Origin of the sequence: Neptuniibacter sp. CAU 1671 (assembly GCF_029222905.1) — a bacterium.
Lineage (GTDB): Bacteria > Pseudomonadota > Gammaproteobacteria > Pseudomonadales > Balneatricaceae > Neptuniibacter.
The window spans coordinates 162,023-179,809 of sequence record NZ_JARHUE010000002.1; the positions used below are offsets into that span (position 1 = coordinate 162,023).

At 52.1% G+C, this 17,787-nt stretch carries 13 protein-coding genes; 12 read left to right on the top strand and 1 reads right to left on the bottom strand.

The genetic code is table 11. The annotated features are described in order from the left end of the window. Window positions 1-159 precede the first annotated feature (159 nt). Complete coding sequence (acs, locus tag P2G53_RS04710) at window positions 160-2,112, top strand: acetate--CoA ligase (protein WP_275814540.1); 1,953 nt, start codon at window positions 160-162, stop codon at window positions 2,110-2,112. A gap of 139 nt (window positions 2,113-2,251) precedes the next feature. Beyond that, entirely contained in the window at window positions 2,252-2,917 is a 666-nt protein-coding gene (locus tag P2G53_RS04715; RefSeq protein ID WP_275814543.1) for a response regulator transcription factor, read from the top strand. Between the two features lie 23 nt (window positions 2,918-2,940). Here the strand turns inward: P2G53_RS04715 and P2G53_RS04720 are convergent, their stop codons facing one another. Then, window positions 2,941-6,882: a NahK/ErcS family hybrid sensor histidine kinase/response regulator gene (locus P2G53_RS04720; RefSeq protein ID WP_275814546.1), complete on the bottom strand. Its 3,942-nt coding sequence runs from the start codon at window positions 6,880-6,882 to the stop codon at window positions 2,941-2,943. Window positions 6,883-7,205: 323 nt separating this feature from the next. On the opposite strand from P2G53_RS04720, the gene P2G53_RS04725 reads away from it, so the two are divergent. The 10 genes from P2G53_RS04725 to fliJ all read left to right on the top strand — a co-directional run bounded on the left by P2G53_RS04725 (window position 7,206) and on the right by fliJ (window position 17,710). Beyond that, complete coding sequence (locus P2G53_RS04725; protein WP_275814549.1) at window positions 7,206-7,466, top strand: DUF4212 domain-containing protein; 261 nt, start codon at window positions 7,206-7,208, stop codon at window positions 7,464-7,466. Between the two features lie 29 nt (window positions 7,467-7,495). Continuing rightward, window positions 7,496-9,301: a sodium:solute symporter family protein gene (locus tag P2G53_RS04730; protein WP_275814552.1), complete on the top strand. Its 1,806-nt coding sequence runs from the start codon at window positions 7,496-7,498 to the stop codon at window positions 9,299-9,301. A gap of 79 nt (window positions 9,302-9,380) precedes the next feature. Further along, the gene (locus P2G53_RS04735; protein ID WP_275814555.1) at window positions 9,381-11,210 is read left to right on the top strand and encodes a putative nucleotidyltransferase substrate binding domain-containing protein; all 1,830 of its coding nucleotides are present in this window, start codon (window positions 9,381-9,383) and stop codon (window positions 11,208-11,210) included. A 2-nt stretch (window positions 11,211-11,212) separates the two neighbouring features. Beyond that, window positions 11,213-11,842 carry a 3'-5' exonuclease gene (locus P2G53_RS04740; RefSeq protein ID WP_275814558.1) on the top strand — a complete coding sequence of 210 codons (630 nt, stop codon included), beginning with the start codon at window positions 11,213-11,215 and terminating at the stop codon, window positions 11,840-11,842. A gap of 175 nt (window positions 11,843-12,017) precedes the next feature. Beyond that, a complete protein-coding gene (fliE, locus tag P2G53_RS04745; RefSeq protein WP_275814561.1) occupies window positions 12,018-12,368 on the top strand; it encodes a flagellar hook-basal body complex protein FliE in 351 nt (116 codons plus the stop codon). Window positions 12,369-12,384: 16 nt separating this feature from the next. After that, the gene (gene fliF / locus P2G53_RS04750) at window positions 12,385-14,052 is read left to right on the top strand and encodes a flagellar basal-body MS-ring/collar protein FliF (RefSeq protein ID WP_275814564.1); all 1,668 of its coding nucleotides are present in this window, start codon (window positions 12,385-12,387) and stop codon (window positions 14,050-14,052) included. Beyond that, entirely contained in the window at window positions 14,042-15,055 is a 1,014-nt protein-coding gene (gene fliG, locus P2G53_RS04755; RefSeq protein WP_275814566.1) for a flagellar motor switch protein FliG, read from the top strand. The genes fliF and fliG overlap by 11 nt, the downstream gene beginning before the upstream one ends. A gap of 89 nt (window positions 15,056-15,144) precedes the next feature. Beyond that, window positions 15,145-15,921: a FliH/SctL family protein gene (locus P2G53_RS04760; protein WP_275814569.1), complete on the top strand. Its 777-nt coding sequence runs from the start codon at window positions 15,145-15,147 to the stop codon at window positions 15,919-15,921. Next, the gene (gene fliI, locus P2G53_RS04765) at window positions 15,905-17,263 is read left to right on the top strand and encodes a flagellar protein export ATPase FliI (protein ID WP_275814572.1); all 1,359 of its coding nucleotides are present in this window, start codon (window positions 15,905-15,907) and stop codon (window positions 17,261-17,263) included. Before P2G53_RS04760 ends, fliI begins: the two co-directional genes overlap by 17 nt. Window positions 17,264-17,266: 3 nt before the next feature. Continuing rightward, a complete protein-coding gene (gene fliJ / locus P2G53_RS04770; protein WP_275814575.1) occupies window positions 17,267-17,710 on the top strand; it encodes a flagellar export protein FliJ in 444 nt (147 codons plus the stop codon). The last annotated feature ends 77 nt before the right edge of the window (window positions 17,711-17,787 follow it).

A 17,787-nucleotide genomic window follows, 5' to 3' on the forward strand; every position in this document is an offset into this window, starting at 1 on the left:
AGTTCGGATATACCAATGTCTAATTCAGGCGTTTGTGGCCCGTTCTGTATAAACTTAGTTCGTATTTCAACACACCCCCTGCTGCTTCATATAATAAGTACATCTAATCGACAGACAGGGCATTTTGCTAACTACAACAACTAAGCTAAGGGCATCACGATGAGTGAAAAGGTATATCCAGTTAACCCGGAGTTTGCGGCACAGGCCCATATCGATAATGCTAAGTACGAAGCAATGTATGAGCAGTCTATCAATGATCCGGATGCATTCTGGGGCGAAGCAGGAAAGCGCCTGGATTGGTTCAAGCCATACACCAAAGTAAAAAACACTTCATTTGATCCACATAACGTTGACATCCGTTGGTTTGAAGATGGCACTCTCAACGTTTCTCACAACTGTCTGGACCGTCACCTGGAAACCCGTGGTGATCAGGTTGCCATCATCTGGGAAGGTGATGACCCAAGCGAAGACGAAAAAATTACCTACCGCGACCTGCATGAGCGTGTGTGCCGTTTTGCGAACGCACTGAAAGCGCAGGGCGTTAACAAGGGTGACGTGGTCACTCTGTATTTGCCAATGATTCCGGAAGCCGCTGTTGCGATGCTGGCATGTTCCCGCATTGGTGCGGTTCACTCTATCGTGTTCGGTGGTTTCTCGCCTGAAGCACTGGCTGCCCGTATTGAAGGCGCCAACTCCAAAGTGGTTGTGACTTCCAACTACTCACTGCGTGGCGGTAAAGTCGTTCCTCTGAAAGAGAACGTAGACAAAGCGCTGAAACAGCCGGGTGCGGCTAAGTACGTAGAAAGCGTGATCGTTGTTAAGCGCGTTGACAAAGATGTTATCTGGGATGATTCCCGTGACAAGTGGTACGAAGAAATTACCGCTGCTGCATCTGCTGACTGCCCTGCAGAAGAGATGAACGCTGAGGATCCGCTGTTCATCCTGTACACCTCCGGTTCTACCGGTGCACCAAAAGGTCTGAAGCACACTACCGGTGGTTATCTGGTATATGCGTCCATGACCCACGAATACGTATTCGACTACCACGAAGGTGACATCTACTGGTGTACCGCTGACGTGGGTTGGGTAACCGGTCACAGCTACATCGTCTACGGACCACTGGCGAACGGTGCGACCACACTGATGTTCGAAGGTGTGCCAAGCTATCCTGATAACAGCCGTTTTGGTCGTGTTATCGAAAAACACAAAGTTAACCAGTTCTACACTGCGCCAACTGCAATCCGTGCACTGATGCAGCAGGGTGAAGATGTACTGGGTGACTCTGATCTGTCTACCCTGAAACTGCTGGGTTCTGTGGGTGAGCCAATCAACCCGGAAGCCTGGGAGTGGTACAACCGCATTATGGGTAAAGGCAAGTGCCCAATCGTAGACACTTGGTGGCAGACTGAGACTGGCGGCATCATGATTGTGCCTCTGCCAGGTGCGACCGATGCTAAACCGGGTTCTGCATCCCGTCCGTTCTTCGGCGTTCAGCCAGCTCTGCTGGATGCTGACGGTAAAGCGCTGGAAGGCGCCGCTGAAGGTAACCTGGTTCTGACCGATGCATGGCCATCCATGGCGCGTTCTATCTGGGGTGATCACGAGCGTTTCGTTCAGACTTACTTCACCACCTACAAGGGTGTGTACACCACCGGTGACGGTGCCCGTCGTGATGAAGACGGTTACTACTGGATCACTGGCCGTGTGGATGACGTAATCAACGTTTCCGGTCACCGTATGGGTACTGCAGAAGTTGAGTCTGCACTGGTAGCACACCCTGCGGTTGCTGAAGCGGCTGTAGTGGGTTACCCGCACGATTTGAAAGGTCAGGGTATCTACGTTTACGTAACCCTGCAGGCTGGTTTTGAGCCGACTGACGAACTGATGAAAGAACTGCGTAACCACGTACGTGCTGAAATCGGTCCAATCGCATCTCCAGACCTGATTCAGTTCGCGCCGGGCATGCCTAAGACCCGTTCTGGTAAGATCATGCGTCGTATTCTGCGTAAGATCGCTGAAGATGATTTCGGCGCGCTGGGTGATACCTCTACCCTGGCTGATCCATCTGTGGTTGATGATCTGATCGAAAACCGTATGAACCGCAAAGGCTAAGCCTTTTCGGTGAAAAAACTCCCGCTAGATGGAAGAAAACCTTCTATCTTGTGGGAGTTTTTTTTTATAGGGTATATGATTAGTTCAAAGAAACCGCCGAAGAGCGGTACTCTGTAGGCTGACAGGGGGAGTAGAGCACATGCAGTTAGCCCAAAAAATTATTATTGCAGATGACCATCCGCTGTTTCGTGCAGCACTCAAACAAGCCGTTTCCCAGGCCGTGCCTGGTGTACAAATGATCGAAGCTGATTCTCTGGCGGGTGTTCAGGAGTCGGTTGATAAACATTCTGATGCTGATCTTATCCTGTTGGATATCCATATGCCGGGTACCAATGGTTTTTCAGGCCTGATTTTTCTTCGCGGTCAAAGTCCGGGTATTCCCGTGGTTGTTGTATCGGGCAGTGAAGAAGCGCATGTGATGCAGCGTGCGATGGATTACGGTGCATCTGGTTTTATTCCCAAATCGGCGCCTTTGGAAACGATTTCTGAAGCGATCAAAGCAGTGCTTGAGGGTGAAGAGTGGCTGCCGCAGGAGCTGTCCGAGCAGACGCTCGATGTCAGCGAGGATGATCAGAAATTTGCGGCTGCGCTGGCTTCACTGACTCCGCAGCAGTTTCGTGTGCTGACCATGCTCACCGAAGGGTTGCTGAACAAGCAGATCGCCTATGAACTGAACGTTTCGGAAGCGACCATCAAAGCGCATGTCACTGCAATTCTCCGCAAACTGGGTGTACACAGTCGAACGCAGGCGGTGATTGCGGCTCAGCGACTCGGTGTTGAGCCTCCCAAAACTGAAATGCACTGAGTATGTCACAAGAAGCCAGCTAATCAGCTGGCTTCTGTTATTTTGGCCTGGCTCAGCAGTTTGCTGATCATTGCCCGTAACGCTGCCGGTTTCACCGGTTTGGTTAGCAACAGGGCACCACCTGCTTCTATCTCTGCCCGAATCGCATCTGTGCGGTCAGCTGTAATCACAATAGACGGAATCTCTCTTTCCCAGTGTTTTGCCATTGCAGCAAGCACCATCATGCCGGTTTCTTTTTCCGACAGGTGGTAGTCTGCCAGAATAATATCGGGTGGCGACTCCAGTGTTTCGGTTAATGCCTGCGCGCCCTGCAGTGAACTTGCTGTACTGACTTCACAGGACCAGCCCTGCAGTAAAGCCGACATGCCCTGCAGAATCTTGGTTTCATTGTCTACCACCAGAACGTGCACGCCATTCAGGCCTTTACTGCGTATCCAGCCACGTTTTTCGGCTCTGGGTTTGCTGGCTTTAGCAGGATCACCCAATGGAATCTCTATGCTGAACACAGTGCCTTTGCCGGGCCATGAGCGGACATTCAGCTTGTGGTTGAGCATGCGTGCAATACGCTCGGTGATGGCCAGGCCCAGACCAAGTCCCTTCACCTCAGAGTGTTTGGGGTTGTCGATGCGACGGAACTCTTCAAACACCTCTTTCAGTTTGTTTTTCGGAATACCAACACCGGTATCCCATACCTCAATCCTGAGACGGTTCTTACGGTAGCGGCAGCCCAGCAGAATACGGCCATGCTGGGTGTAGCGAATCGCGTTGGATAGGAAGTTCTGCAGCACACGTCTTAATAGCTGCTGATCTGACCGAACCACCCGGTTGCAGGTTACGCTGCGGAAATTCAGATATTTCTTGGCGGCGAGGGCCTTGTAGTCCTGACACAGGCTGAGTAACAGGTCATTCAGGCAGAAGTCAGTGATGGTCGGCTCAAGAGCGCCAGCATCCAATTTGGAGATATCCAGCAAGGTGGTAATCAGTTCCTCGGCGGCTTTAAGTGAACCGTCCAGATTGTTCACCAGCTCCTGAGTCTCTTTGCTGTGGGTCTGCTGGGTCAGGGCGGCGGTAAACAGACGTGCGGCATTCAGCGGTTGCAAAAGGTCATGACTGGCGGCCGCAAGGAAGCGGGTTTTCCCGAGGTTGGCTTCATCGGCATCAGTTTTGGCCTGACGCAGTTCGTCTTCCATCAGTGAGCGAATGGTGTTTTCTTTGCGCAGCTCCTTGTTAACCACAGACAGCGCATGAGTACGTTCGCGGACGCGTTGTTCCAGGTTTTCGTTGGTCTCCTGCAGCGCGAGCTCGGCTTCGCGGCGCTCAGTAATATCCTGATAGAGGGTAAAGTAACCGAGCACATCGCCGTATTCGCCCATATGAGGAATATAGGTGACTTCCACATGGCGCATGCTGCCATCCAGCTTATACAGTGTGGTCTCAAACCGCTGTCGTTTGCCTTCCAGTGCCGCGGTAATGTAGGGGCTGCGTAATGCATATTCATCGGGCGGTATCACCTGATTACACTGTTTGCCGATGATTTCATGCCGCTCCATGCCAAAGGCGTGGGCGTAGGCCCGGTTCACAAACAGGTAGCGACGTTCAGGATCGAGATAGGCGATCAGTACCGGCACGTTGTCGGTATAGATCCGGATATTCTGCTCACTTTCGCGCAGAGCATCGGCAATGTTTTTGTGCTCGGTGATATCCATATAGGTATTCACATAGCCGCCGTTTGGCATGGGGTTGCCGCGCACTTCCAGCACTGTGCCGTCCGGACGGAAGCGTTCATAGCTGTGGCGTTTGCCGGATTTAAGCAACTGCAAACGTTTACGCACCTGCTCATCCGGATTGCCGGGGCCGTACTCGCCTTTAATCGCGTTATATCGAAAAATCTCTTCTATGGGACGTCCGACACAGACCAGACCGTCGGGGTAGCCGAAAATATCGATATAGACCCGGTTCCAGGCCACTAGGCGCATCTGTTGGTCTACCACGCTGATGCCGAGACTGATGTTCTCAATGGTGGATTGCAGCAGCGAACGGTTAAAGCGCAGGGCTTCTGAGGCCTCATCAACAATGGTGACCACGTCGCCCAGCTGCATCTCTTTGCCCCGCAGGGTTGAGGCCAGCACGATCTTGGCGGAAGAGGAACCGATAACACCCGCCAGCAGACGTTCACAGAACTGCACCAGCTCAGGCGAGGCTTTATCGCCGGTCAGAGGGGATTCTTCGCCGCGTTGCAGGAAAAAACCGGTAAAGGCGTGTTGGGTGCGGCTGATGCCCAAAAACCGTTCTGCGACCAGTTGCAGATCGCCTACTGTCACCTGGCCAAACTGATGAGGTGCTTCCAGCAGGTCCTTGTTGTACACATCCACAAACGCACTGGCCTGCATGCGCTCCTCAAGGCGCAGCGTGCTGCGCCGGGAGATCAGCACATAGAGCGCGGTATTGAGTGTCAGGCTCCAGAAGACCCCGTGTGCCAGTACATCAATGCCCTCAAACCCAAACAGGGCTGTTGGCTTGAGCCAGTCGATGCCCAGAATGCCGCTTTGCATAAATTGTGGCCCGATCAGTCCCGCTTCACTGAAGGCGGGCAGTACCAGCGTATAGAGCCAGAGAGTGAAGCCGCCTGCCAGTCCGGCAAAAACCCCGTAGCGTGAGCCGCCTTTCCAGTAGATGCCGCCAATGATGGCTGGCAGGAACTGAGTGGTGGCGACAAAGGCCAGCCAGCCGAGAGAAGCCAGCGGGAACTGCTCGCCCAGAATGCGATAGTAGAAATAGGCGAGCAGCATCAGGCAGAGGATGGTGATACGTCGCACTTTCAGCAGTAACGCCCCAAGATCCTGGTTTTTTGACAGGTGCAGCCAGGAGATACGCAGCAGCAAGGGCATAATAATGTCGTTGCAGACCATAATCGCCAGCGCAATGCTGGCCACAATGACCATGCTGGTCGATGCCGATAGTCCGCCGATGAAAGCAAAGGTGGCCAGGTCATTGGCACCCAGATTCAGCGGTAACATCAATACATAGGTATCCGCATCGATGCCGCTATTGCCGAGCTGTTGCATGCCAGCAACGGCAATCGGCAGCACAAACACGGCAAGTGCTATCAGGTAAAGCGGGAACAGCCAGCGAGCAATCCGAAGATGGTTGGGGTGGGTGTTTTCCACGATGGTGACGTGAAACTGTCGCGGCAGACAGATTACGGCGGCACAGGCGAGCAGTGATTGCGTCAAAAAACTGTCCTGCAGGATGCCGGAATGGTGCAGATGGCTGTTGAGTTGCCGGCTGATTTCAATGGCCGCGTTTTCTACACCACCAAAGACATTAAAAACAGCAAACAGGCCTACTGCAATAAAGGCCGTCAGTTTGACAATGGATTCGAATGCCACGGCCAGAACCAGGCCCTGATGGTGTTCCGTTGCATCGATATGGCGTGTGCCGAATAAAATGGCAAACAGCGCCATGATAATGGCGATAAACAGTGCTGTGTCACTGCCCTTGCTCAGAGCGGCATCGGTGGCGGGGGTCAGAGCGTTAAAACTGATGGCTACTGCCTTGAGCTGAAGTGCCAGATAGGGCAGGGTGCCGATCACGGCAATCACGGTAACCAGTACCGCCAGCGCCTGACTTTTGCCGTAACGTGATGAGATAAAGTCAGCAATACTGGTGATGTTCTGCTCTTTGCTGATCAGAATCATCTTTTCAATCAGGCGCCAGCCAAGGGTAAACACCAGTACCGGGCCCAGATAGGTGGCGAGGAACTCCCAGCCATGGGTGGTGGCCCGTCCGACCGCGCCATAGAAGGTCCAGGATGAGCAGTACACGGCGAGTGACAGCGAATAGATCATGGGTGAACTGATCAGGCGGTTATCCTGAAGGGATTTTTTGTCGCCATAGTAGGCGATGCCAAAGAGCAGGCCGAGGTATGCCAGTGAAATAAGAATAATCGACCAGCCCGAAAGCATAGTTCTCACCTGTCAGATGGCCGTGGCGGATGTCCGGCCAGTAGTAGTTATCAAAAAGGGTAGCTTCTCAGGTTTTACGGCAGAAAGCTGTTTAAGTACAAGGGCTTTAGACCTTTGTATAGCTTGTTACTCGGCGCCAGCTTCCCTAATGTCTGAAATCTCGCCTCAAATTTGGGGTGAAAGAGTGGTTTAGGCAGTGCATATATCATCCATTAGTCGTTGAATCGACTAAAGTTGTGCTCTGTTTGGACTATGCGTTTGATACGCTCTCCATGTCTTCTCAAAATTCATCTAAGTTCGATAAAAAAAATAAGGATGGTGTCATGTCAATCAGTAATGAACAGGCGCAAGCCTACTGGCGCGAAAACCTGCGCATCATTGTGACTCACCTCGTGATTTGGTTCGCAGTCTCTTACGGCTGTGCAATCCTGTTTGTTGACCAGCTCAATGAGATTCCGTTCTTCGGTTTCCCACTGGGTTTCTGGTTCGGCCAGCAGGGGTCTATCTTCGTTTTCGTCATCTTGATCTGGACCTATGTGTACAGCATGAACAAGCTTGACGAGAAGTATGACGTTCACGAATAACAATAAAAGTTCAATAGGACGGCATTGCTATGAGTCTTGATGTATTAACATTTTTGTTCGTCGGTGGTTCCTTCGCTCTCTATATCGCAATCGCGATCTGGGCTCGTGCTGGATCCACTAAAGAATTCTACGTTGCAGGCGGCGGTGTACCACCAATTGCTAACGGTATGGCGACTGCTGCTGACTGGATGTCCGCTGCATCGTTTATCTCCCTGGCCGGTCTGGTGTCTTTCATCGGCCGCGACGGTTCTGCTTACCTGATGGGCTGGACCGGTGGTTACGTGCTTCTGGCACTGCTGCTGGCGCCTTACCTGCGTAAGTTTGGTAAGTTCACTGTGCCTGACTTTATCGGTGACCGTTACTACTCCACTACAGCGCGTACCATTGCGGTTGTATGTACCATCGTCATCTCCTTCACCTACGTGGCGGGTCAGATGCGTGGTGTAGGTATCGTGTTCTCCCGTTACCTGCACGTTGACATCAATACCGGCGTTATCATCGGTATGGCGATCGTATTCTTCTACGCCGTACTGGGTGGTATGAAAGGTATTACCTACACTCAGGTTGCTCAGTACGTAGTACTGATTCTGGCGTTCACTGTTCCTGCGTTCTTCCTGTCTTCTCAGGTGACTGGTCATATCCTGCCTCAGCTGGGTCTGGGCGCAACCCTGGATAGCGGCATGTCAGTTCTGGCGACGCTGGATAAACTGTCCATGGAACTTGGTTTTGCACAATATACTGCGGGTACCAAGTCGACTCTGGATATCTTCTGTCTGACGGTTGCGCTGATGTGCGGTACTGCGGGTCTGCCACACGTAATCGTACGTTTCTTCACTGTGCCACGTGTTAAAGATGCGCGTATCTCTGCAGGTTATGCGCTGGTGTTCATTGCGCTGCTGTACACTGCGGTTCCAGGTGTAGCTGGTTTTGGTCGTGTAAACCTGATCCAGACTCTGAACGGCGCCGACAACACCGGTACGGCTTACACTGAAATGCCATCCTGGTTCAAGAACTGGGAAGAAACCGGTCTGCTGGGCTGGCAGGATCGTAACGGTGACGGCAAAGTACAGTACGCTGCGGGTAAAGCATTCGACGGTAAAGGCAAACCTAACTTCATCGAAGGTCGTGGTGTCAACGGCGAGCGTCTGACTGACAACGCCCTGACTGATCCAAGTTTTGATGCAGCTAAACAGCCGTTTGCTAACGAAGTGTATGTTGACCGTGACATCATGGTACTGGCTAACCCGGACATCGCTCAGCTGCCAAACTGGGTAATTGCTCTGGTTGCGGCGGGTGCGGTTGCTGCAGCACTGTCTACTGCGGCGGGTCTGCTGCTGGTTATCTCTACAGCTGTCTCTCACGACATGATGAAGAAAACCATCAATCCTAATCTGACCGATAAGCAGGAACTGATGTATGCCCGTCTGGCAGCCATCGTTGCGATTATCATTGCAGGTTACTTCGGTATTAACCCTCCAGGCTTCGTGGCTCAGGTAGTGGCGTTGGCATTCGGTCTGGCATGTGCCTCCGTATTCCCAGCCATCATCATGGGTATCTTCTGGAAGCGTCACAACTCTGCAGGCGCTATCTCAGGCATGCTGATTGGTCTGGTTTCTACCATGGCTTACATGTACTACTTCGCTTTCGCTGGCGGTACTCCTGCTGAATACTTCATGGGTATCTCTCCAGGCGGCTTCGGTACTGTAGGTGCTATCCTGCACATCGTAGTAGGTGTTGTGGTTTCTCTGGCAACTGCTGAGCCACCACAGGAAATCCAGGATATTGTTGAAGACCTGCGTATCCCTCGCGGTGCTGGTTCGGCTCACGCCCACTAAGCACTGAGATTAGATATGCCTGATAAGGGCGCCCAGCGTAGGTTGGTGCGCCCTTTTTTAATCTTGATTGGGAGGTCGAATGGCTGATTCTTTCAAAATGACAAACCTGCCTTTTAGTTTGCTGGATGAGTCTGAGCAGCAACTACTCGGCAGCAGCATGGATATCTGCTATTTCCAGAAGGGCGAAACCCTGTTGGCGGCGGGAGCAGAGCCTGAAGGGGTGTTTGTTATTCTGAAAGGACGGGTTCGCGAAAGTGAAGTGTTTCAGCCGGGTGAAGAGGCTACCCAGCATGTATTTGTGCACTACACCAACGAAGACTATTTTGGCGCCTGGTCTGCGATTCGCGGCCGCGCGATCCATAACTTTATTGCGGAAGAGGAGACTATCTGTCACCTGATTCCGACCAAAACGCTGCTGGATCTGATGTCCAGTAACAGTCTGTTTGCGGATTATTTTCAGCAGAACCTCAGTGCTAAATCTGAGATTGTGGCGCAGCATGGCGGTGATCAGGATATGGCCGAATTTATGCTGGCCAGGGTCTCTGACAGTCTGGTGCGTGATCCGGTGATCATCCTTGAGGGAACCTCGATCCGTGAAGCCACGCTGTTGATGCGTGAGAAGAAAGCGGATTGTCTGTTGGTCAAAAAAGGTAACCGCTATGGCATGGTGACCGGAACTGACCTGCTGGATGCTGTCATTGTGCGGGAGATGCCGCTGTCCACCTCGGTTGCTGATATTGCAAGCTACCGACTGATCACGATCAAGCCCGGAGATTATCTGTTTAATGCGCTGATTTTGATGACGCAACAGCAGATTGAGCGGCTGGTGGTGATGCAGTACGACATCCTGAGTGGTGTTGTTGAGCTGACGGATGTACTGAGTTATTTCTCAAGTCACTCTCATGTGATTGGTTTGCGTATAGAACGTGCGCAGACAATAGAGGATCTGAAAGAAGCGGCATTTGGACTGGATGATCTGATCCGGGCGCTGGTATCTCATGGTGTAAAAACGCGCTTTGCCATGGATCTGTTAGCGGCGATGAATGGCCGGATTATTGCCAAGCTGTTTGATCTGATCATTCCGGTAGATATGCAGCCTCATGTCTGTCTGCTGGTGATGGGTTCGGAAGGGCGTGGTGAGCAGATCATGAAGACGGACCAGGATAACGCCATCATCTATCGGGATGGTCTCGGCTGGCCCGGCATGCAGGACACGCTGAATACCTTCAGTCGGACGCTGATTGATTTTGGTTTTCCGCCTTGTCCGGGCAATATCATGGTATCGAATCCGGCTTGGGTGAAGTCTTTAAGTCAGTGGACCGGCATGCTGGCGGATTGGGCATCAAAATTTGATGGTGAAGCGCAGATGAATCTGGCGATCGCTGTGGATGCGAAACCCGTGGCAGGTAATCCGGCGATCTTTAAAGCGAGCCGCAACTGGTTTATGCGCCATTTGCGCAATAATGATGTGTTTTTCTCGCACTTCGCCAAGGCTTCGCTGGAGTTTGATACGCCGCTGACTTTCTTTGGCAACCTGAAAGACAAGGGTGAGCTGGATATTAAAAAGGGCGGTATTTTCCCCATCGTGCATGGCATCAGAACCATTGCGCTGGAATGCCGTATAAAAACCACCAATACCTTTGCGCGTATTGAGGAATTGGTAGAACAGGATGTGTTCAAGGCTGAGTTTGGCCGGGAGTTGTCAGAAGCGTTGAGTCTGTTCATCCAGTTGCGACTGAATCAGCAGATCAAACGAATGGAGGCCAGTAATGATGGCCGGGATGATACGCCGAATACCATTGAGCTGCAGGCGCTCAATAAAATGGAGCGTGACCTGTTGCGTGATGCGCTGCATGTGGTGAAAAAGTTTAAGAAGCACCTTGAACTCAGGTACCACTTGGGGAACTGAGAATGATTATTCCAAGAACGTTTCAGAAAATTAAAGACCGCTATCAGCATAAGACGGGGCCTTATGCACATCTGTTTCAACCCTATGATGGTGATGAGATTGTTTCGCTTGATTGCGAAACCACCAATTTGGATGTCAGTAAAGGTGAGATCATTTCCATAGGCGCGGTAAAGATCAAAGGCCGGCGCGTGATCACCAGTGACCGGTTGGATCTTAAGTTAAAACCCCCTGAATCGCTGGATGGCGAGTCGATCAAGATTCACAAGTTGCGTGAAACGGATCTTGAGGACGGTATCGAAATGGAGGAAGCGCTGGAGAAGGTACTCGACTATGTGGGTAACCGTCCGATCTTGGGGTATTACGTTAACTACGATATCCGCATGCTGGATAAATTCCTGCGTCCGCGTTATGGCTTCGGGCTGCCTAACAAATCGATTGAGCTTTCTCATGTCTACCATGACATCATTAAATGGAAATCAATCGGCGGTAATGTTGATCTGCGTTTTGATACTATTTCCAGAAAACTCGATATTCCGATGATGGAACGCCATACCGCTATTGGTGATGCGCTGACAGTTGCGCTTATGTTCCTCAGGTTAAAATACGGCGAGCCACCGGAAGCGGATTACTAATTTACCAAATCGTCAAAAATCAAACGGGCAATGGCCCGTTTTTTGCATTTTATACTTGGGCTGGTGTTTTATTTTTGCTTTTTAGCCAAAAAAATGACGAATTTGATGGTTTTTTGGGTTGAAGAGCAAGGTTGGCCAATTATAATGTCAATAAATTGCCGCTTTGGTGAGTGTGATGGTAGATCGAGCAGATATTAACAGTGTACTGGCCCAGATGCGGGCAATTCAGTCACAGGTACAGGCTTCATCGTCAACGCCTTCCCATGTTATCCCGCAAAATGCAGGGCCGCAGTCGGTTGAAAGGACCGAGTTTGGTTCGATCCTCAAAAATGTTGTGGATCAGGTAAATGATGCACAGAAAACCGCCAAAAATTTGGCAGAGGCGTTTGAGCGTGGTGATCCGATGGTGGATCTGCCGCAGGTGATGCTCAGTGCCGAAAAAGCGTCAGTGTCCTTTCAGGCGATGACTCAGGTCCGTAACCGACTGGTAACGGCGTACGAAGACATCATGAAAATGTCGATCTGACGGAGGCGTATAGACCGTGGCTGAAAATGCAAACCTGAGCGGCAACCCGTTACTTGGTTTCAATCGTCTGAGTATTGTTCGGCAGTTGGGCCTTATGGTGGGTCTGGCGGCCAGTGTGGCAATCGGTTTTGCAGTGGTGCTCTGGTCTCAGAAGCCTGAGCAGCGGGTGCTATTCAGCAATCTTAACTTTTCTGACGCGAACCAGATTATTGAGCAGCTGCAGTTATTCAATGTGCCCTATCAGTTTGATGCAACGGGTCGGGCGATTCTGGTGCCGGAAGAGTATGTGCATCAGGCCAGGCTCAAGCTGGCAGCAGAAGGTTTTACTGCTGACAAAACCGTAGGGCTTGAGATTCTGGATCAGGAGCAAAGTCTCGGTACCAGTCAGTTTATGGAGACCGCGCGTTACCGTCGCGGTCTTGAGGGGGAACTGGCGCGGACTATATCCAGTATCACTGCTGTGCGTAACGCCCGGGTTCACCTGGCTATCCCTAAAGAGTCCGCTTTTGTGCGTGATACCCGCCGTCCCAAAGCGTCTGTGTTCCTTGAATTGTTTTCCGGACGTCGTTTGGAGCCGGATCAGGTGGCATCAATCGCTAATCTGGTCGCAACCAGTGTGCCTGAGCTTGACGTTAAAGATGTCACGGTCGTCGATCAAAAAGGTCGCTTGCTGAATAACCGCGATAAAGATGTAGATGTTGTGCTGGCGGCAAAACAGCTGGAGTACACCCGTAGTCTGGAAGAAACCCTGCTTAACCGGGTGAACAGTATCCTGCAGCCAGTAGTCGGCATGGGTAAATACCGTGCAGAAGTCTCTGCCGATGTTGATTTTACCGCCATCGAACAAACCGACGAGCTCTACAATCCCGATCTGCCAGCGCTGCGCAGTGAGCAGACGTTGGAAGAGTCCCGCTCTGGCGCTAATGCGGCGGGAGGTGTACCGGGGGCGCTGTCTAATCAGCCGCCGGGTCCAAGTTCTGTGCCTGAAATTGCCAATGCTGTAGCAGGTGGGCAGGGCGTTGCTGGTCAGCCTGAGTCGGCCCGTAAGCAGGCAACGCGTAATTACGAAGTCGATCGCACCATCAGTTATACCAAACACCAGATGGGTAAGATTCGCCGGTTGACGGTAGCCGTGGTTGTGGACGACCTTTCTCGTGTTGATCCGGCCAGTGGTGAGCTTGGTCGGGCGCCGTGGGATGCCAACGAACTCGCGCGGCTGAAGATTCTGGTGCAGGACGCGGTGGGTTTCTCGGCCCTGCGTGGTGATAGTGTCAACGTAGTGAATACCCCGTTTGTGGTTGAAGAGCCGATTGTGGTCGAGGACCTTCCGTTCTGGAAACAGGAGTGGATCTGGGATCTGAGTAAGCAGTTACTGGCGGTGGCTTTTGTGTTGTTGCTGGTGTTTGGTGTGCTGCGTCCAATCATGCGCAATCTGGCCGTGTCTGGTACCTCTGGTCGTGTCGCCGGTCTTGGTTCTGCAGGTGATGTCTCTGCTGAGCTGGAAGGTCTTGAAAGCGGTGAGTTTTCTTCGGATCAGGTGACCTTCGGCAGTGATGATGATCTGTTGCCAACGCCTAACGAAAGCTTCGATTATCAGCTGAACGCAATTCGCAGTATGGTGGCAGAAGACCCGGCCCGGGTGGCGCAGGCAGTAAAGCAGTGGGTTACCGTTGATGAGCGATGAGGCCAAAAAAGAAGGCTTTGCCGACATAGAAAAAGCAGCCATTCTGTTGATCAGTCTGGGTGAAGCGGATGCGGCCGAAATCCTCAAGCATATGGGCCCTAAAGAGGTCCAGATGATCGGCCAGGCTATGGCGCAACTGAATAATGTGGCGCAGTCCAGGGTTGAGTCCGTAGTGGGGGACTTTCTGGGTCTGGTGAGTGATCAGACCGGTATTGGTATCAATAATGACGTCTATATCCGCGCCATGCTGAATCAGGCGCTGGGTGAAGAAAAAGCCAAGACGTTGCTGGACCGAATTCTGCTGAGTACCAATACCTCCGGTTTGGATACCCTGCGCTGGATGGACCCGCGCCAGATCAGTGAAATCATTCGTTACGAACATCCGCAGATTCAGGCGGTGGTGATTGCTTATCTTGAGCCGGATGCTGCTGCCGGTGTGCTCTCCTGTTTTGATGATAAAGTCCGCCTTGATATTTTGATGCGTGTGGCGGCGTTGGATCGTATTCAGCCACAGGCGCTGCAGGAGCTGAATGATATTCTTGAACGTCAGTTTGCTGGCGCGGGTGGTGCCAGTACAGCTACCTTGGGTGGTGTGAAATCTGCCGCTAATATCATGAACTTCATTGATTCGACTCTTGAGGCTGAATTGATGGATGCGATTCGTGAAGTCGATGAAAATCTGGCCAACACCATCTCTGATATGATGTTTGTCTTTGACAACCTGATTGATGTGGATGATCGCGGTATCCAGACCATTCTGCGTGAAATTTCTACTGATATGCTGGTTATCGCGCTTAAAGGTGCCGATGTTCAGTTGCAGGAAAAAATCTTCCGCAACATGTCTAAACGTGCCGCAGAGTTGCTGCGTGATGACCTTGAGGCACAAGGACCAGTACGTGTCAGCGAAGTTGAAGCAGCGCAGAAAGAAATTCTGGCGGCTGCCCGGCGTCTGGCTGATGCGGGTGAAATTATGCTGGGTGGCGGTGGCGAAGAGATGGTCTGATCCGCCGTCCTCTGGCATTATCGGGTATAGATATCTAAGGCCGGTTTCGGTGTGATCTAACCTTCCTGACAGTGTGTCTCTGTAACGTGATGTCCCAAGAAGATAATAAATACAAGCGAATACGCGCAGCTGATGCCGGTGCAGTCGAAGGCTGGCACCTGCCGGATATCAGCTCGCCGGTTAGCGTGGGTCTGCAGCGACAGGATGGGGCAATCGCAGTACGGGTGACTGAAGAGGAGTTCAGGCAGGATCGTGTCACCCTGACCGAGCTGGAAAGTATTCGTGAAAATGCCCGTCTTGAAGGTCTGGCAGCGGGTCTTGAAGAAGGCCGTGCCCGTGGTCTTGAAGAGGGTCGTGCCGAGGGGCTGAAAACCGGTCAGGACCAGGGTTATGCTGCCGGACTCTCGGCGGGTGAAAACGAAATTAAGCAGCGTATGGCTCAGCTGGAAGGCATGATTCAGCAGCTCAGTACGCCGATCAGTCAGCAACAATCCAGTTTGGAAACCCTGCTGCTTAATCTGGTGTTGCAGGTTTCAAAAACGGTTGTTGGACATGAGTTGGCGACGCGGCCCACGGTTATCGCCAATGCGATTCGCGACGCGATTTCCCAGATTCCAGAGCCGCTTGGGGAAGTAGAGTTGACGCTGCATCCGCAGGATATTGAGTGGGCCAAACATCTCAGTGACACGCTGACTGCCGGTCTGCAGTTAGTGGCGAATGAACAGTTAACCCCCGGCGGTTTTCGACTTAAAACAGTCAACAGTCTGGTCACACACGAAGTTGAATCACGTTTTTCTCAGGTGGCTGATCAGTTGCTGACGCATCTTAATGCCAGGGCGGATGCCGTTGATGACGGATCTGCTTAAACGCCTGCAAGCACATGCAGCGATCCAGCTGCAGCCTTCTCGCCCTCAGGTGTATGGGCGCATTACCCGCATGATTGGTCTTACGCTGGAAGCTGTTGGTATCAAGGCTGCTGTCGGCGAGTGTTGTTTTATCGAGCGGCCTGAGGGCGGTCAGATTGAAGCTGAAGTGGTTGGTTTCTCCGGTGACCGGCTTTATCTGATGCCGCTTTATCCCATTGATGGTCTGCATTCGGGTACCCGGGTGATTGCCGGTCATCAGGCTGGGGCCGTGCCGGTAGGTATGAATCTCCTGGGCCGTATTCTGAATGGTGTGGGCAAGCCAATCGATGGTTTTGGCCCCCTTCAGCCTGAAGCGGAAGTTTCCCTCGCCGGAGAGATTATTAACCCACTGCAGCGTGCGCCGATTCAGCAGACGCTGGATGTCGGAGTGCGTGCCATAAACTCCCTGCTGACAGTCGGCAGAGGGCAGCGCATGGGTTTGTTTGCGGGCAGTGGTGTGGGTAAGTCGGTGCTGCTGGGTATGATGACCCGTTTTACCGAAGCGGAAGTGATCGTCGTTGGCCTGATCGGTGAACGAGGCCGTGAGGTGAAAGAATTTATTGATCACAGCCTTGGGGCTGAAGGTCTGAAACGCTCGGTGGTGGTGGCATCTCCGGCCGATGATTCACCGCTGATGCGTCTGCGCGCGTCCCAGTTGGCGACGCGGATTGCGGAATATTTTCGCGATCAGGGTAAAAACGTACTCCTGCTAATGGATTCGCTGACCCGTTATGCCCAGGCGCAGCGTGAGATTGCCCTGGCGGTGGGTGAGCCTCCGGCCACCAAAGGTTATCCGCCTTCTGTGTTTGCTAAAATTCCTAAGCTGGTCGAACGTGCCGGGAATGGTAAATCCGGTGGTGGTTCGATCACGGCATTTTATACCGTACTGACAGAGGGTGATGATCAGCAGGACCCGGTGGCTGATGCTGCGCGGGCAATTCTGGACGGTCATGTGGTGTTATCACGGCAACTGGCGGAGCAGGGGCATTACCCGGCCATTGATATAGAAGCCTCTATCAGTCGTGCAATGCCGCAGATAGTGGCGCCTGAGCATCTGGCCACTGCGCTGAGGTTTAAACGTCAGTTATCTCGTTACCGGCAGAATGAAGACCTGATTAATGTTGGCGCCTATTTGAAAGGCAGTGATCCTGACACCGATTTTATTATGCATGCGCTGCCGGCGGTGCGTGGTTTTCTCTGTCAGGGTATGCATGAGAAAACACCGTTGATGGAATCGCTGCAGCATCTGGTGAATGTACTGATGCCAGCTGTGGTTCCGGAATCAGAGCAGGGTAAAGCATAACGTATGGGACAACGTTCAAAACGTCTGGAACTGGTGCTGAGTCTTGCTGAAAAGAAAAGGCAGCAGGCGGACCAGTTTCTGGCGAACAGCCGTCAGAGTCTGGCCCAAAGTCAGGCGACGCTTGCACAGCTGGATCGCTACCTGCTTGAGTACCGGCAGATGTATCTGGGTGTTAATGCTCAGGGTGCGACCGGCGCTCAGCTGCAGACCCAGCAGGCATTTATCCAGAAACTGGAAGCGGCAAGACAAACTCAGGTTCAGGCCATTGAACATCAAAAAAGAGAGCTGGAAGCGGTAGAAAAACATTGGCAGGCGATGTTTGCCAAGTTCAAAGGCATTGAAAAATTAACCGATCAGGTGCGTAAGTCTGAAGCAGCTGAACAGGAAAAAATCTTGCAAAAACAGCTTGATGAAAGAGCTCAATTGCACCGTCCGGATTACATCTAAAAACTGACTGTTGAGATTTTAAACAGTTGGCCTTCTTTTTGCTGAGTTCATGTCAGGTTTGTCAGATGGGAAACGGC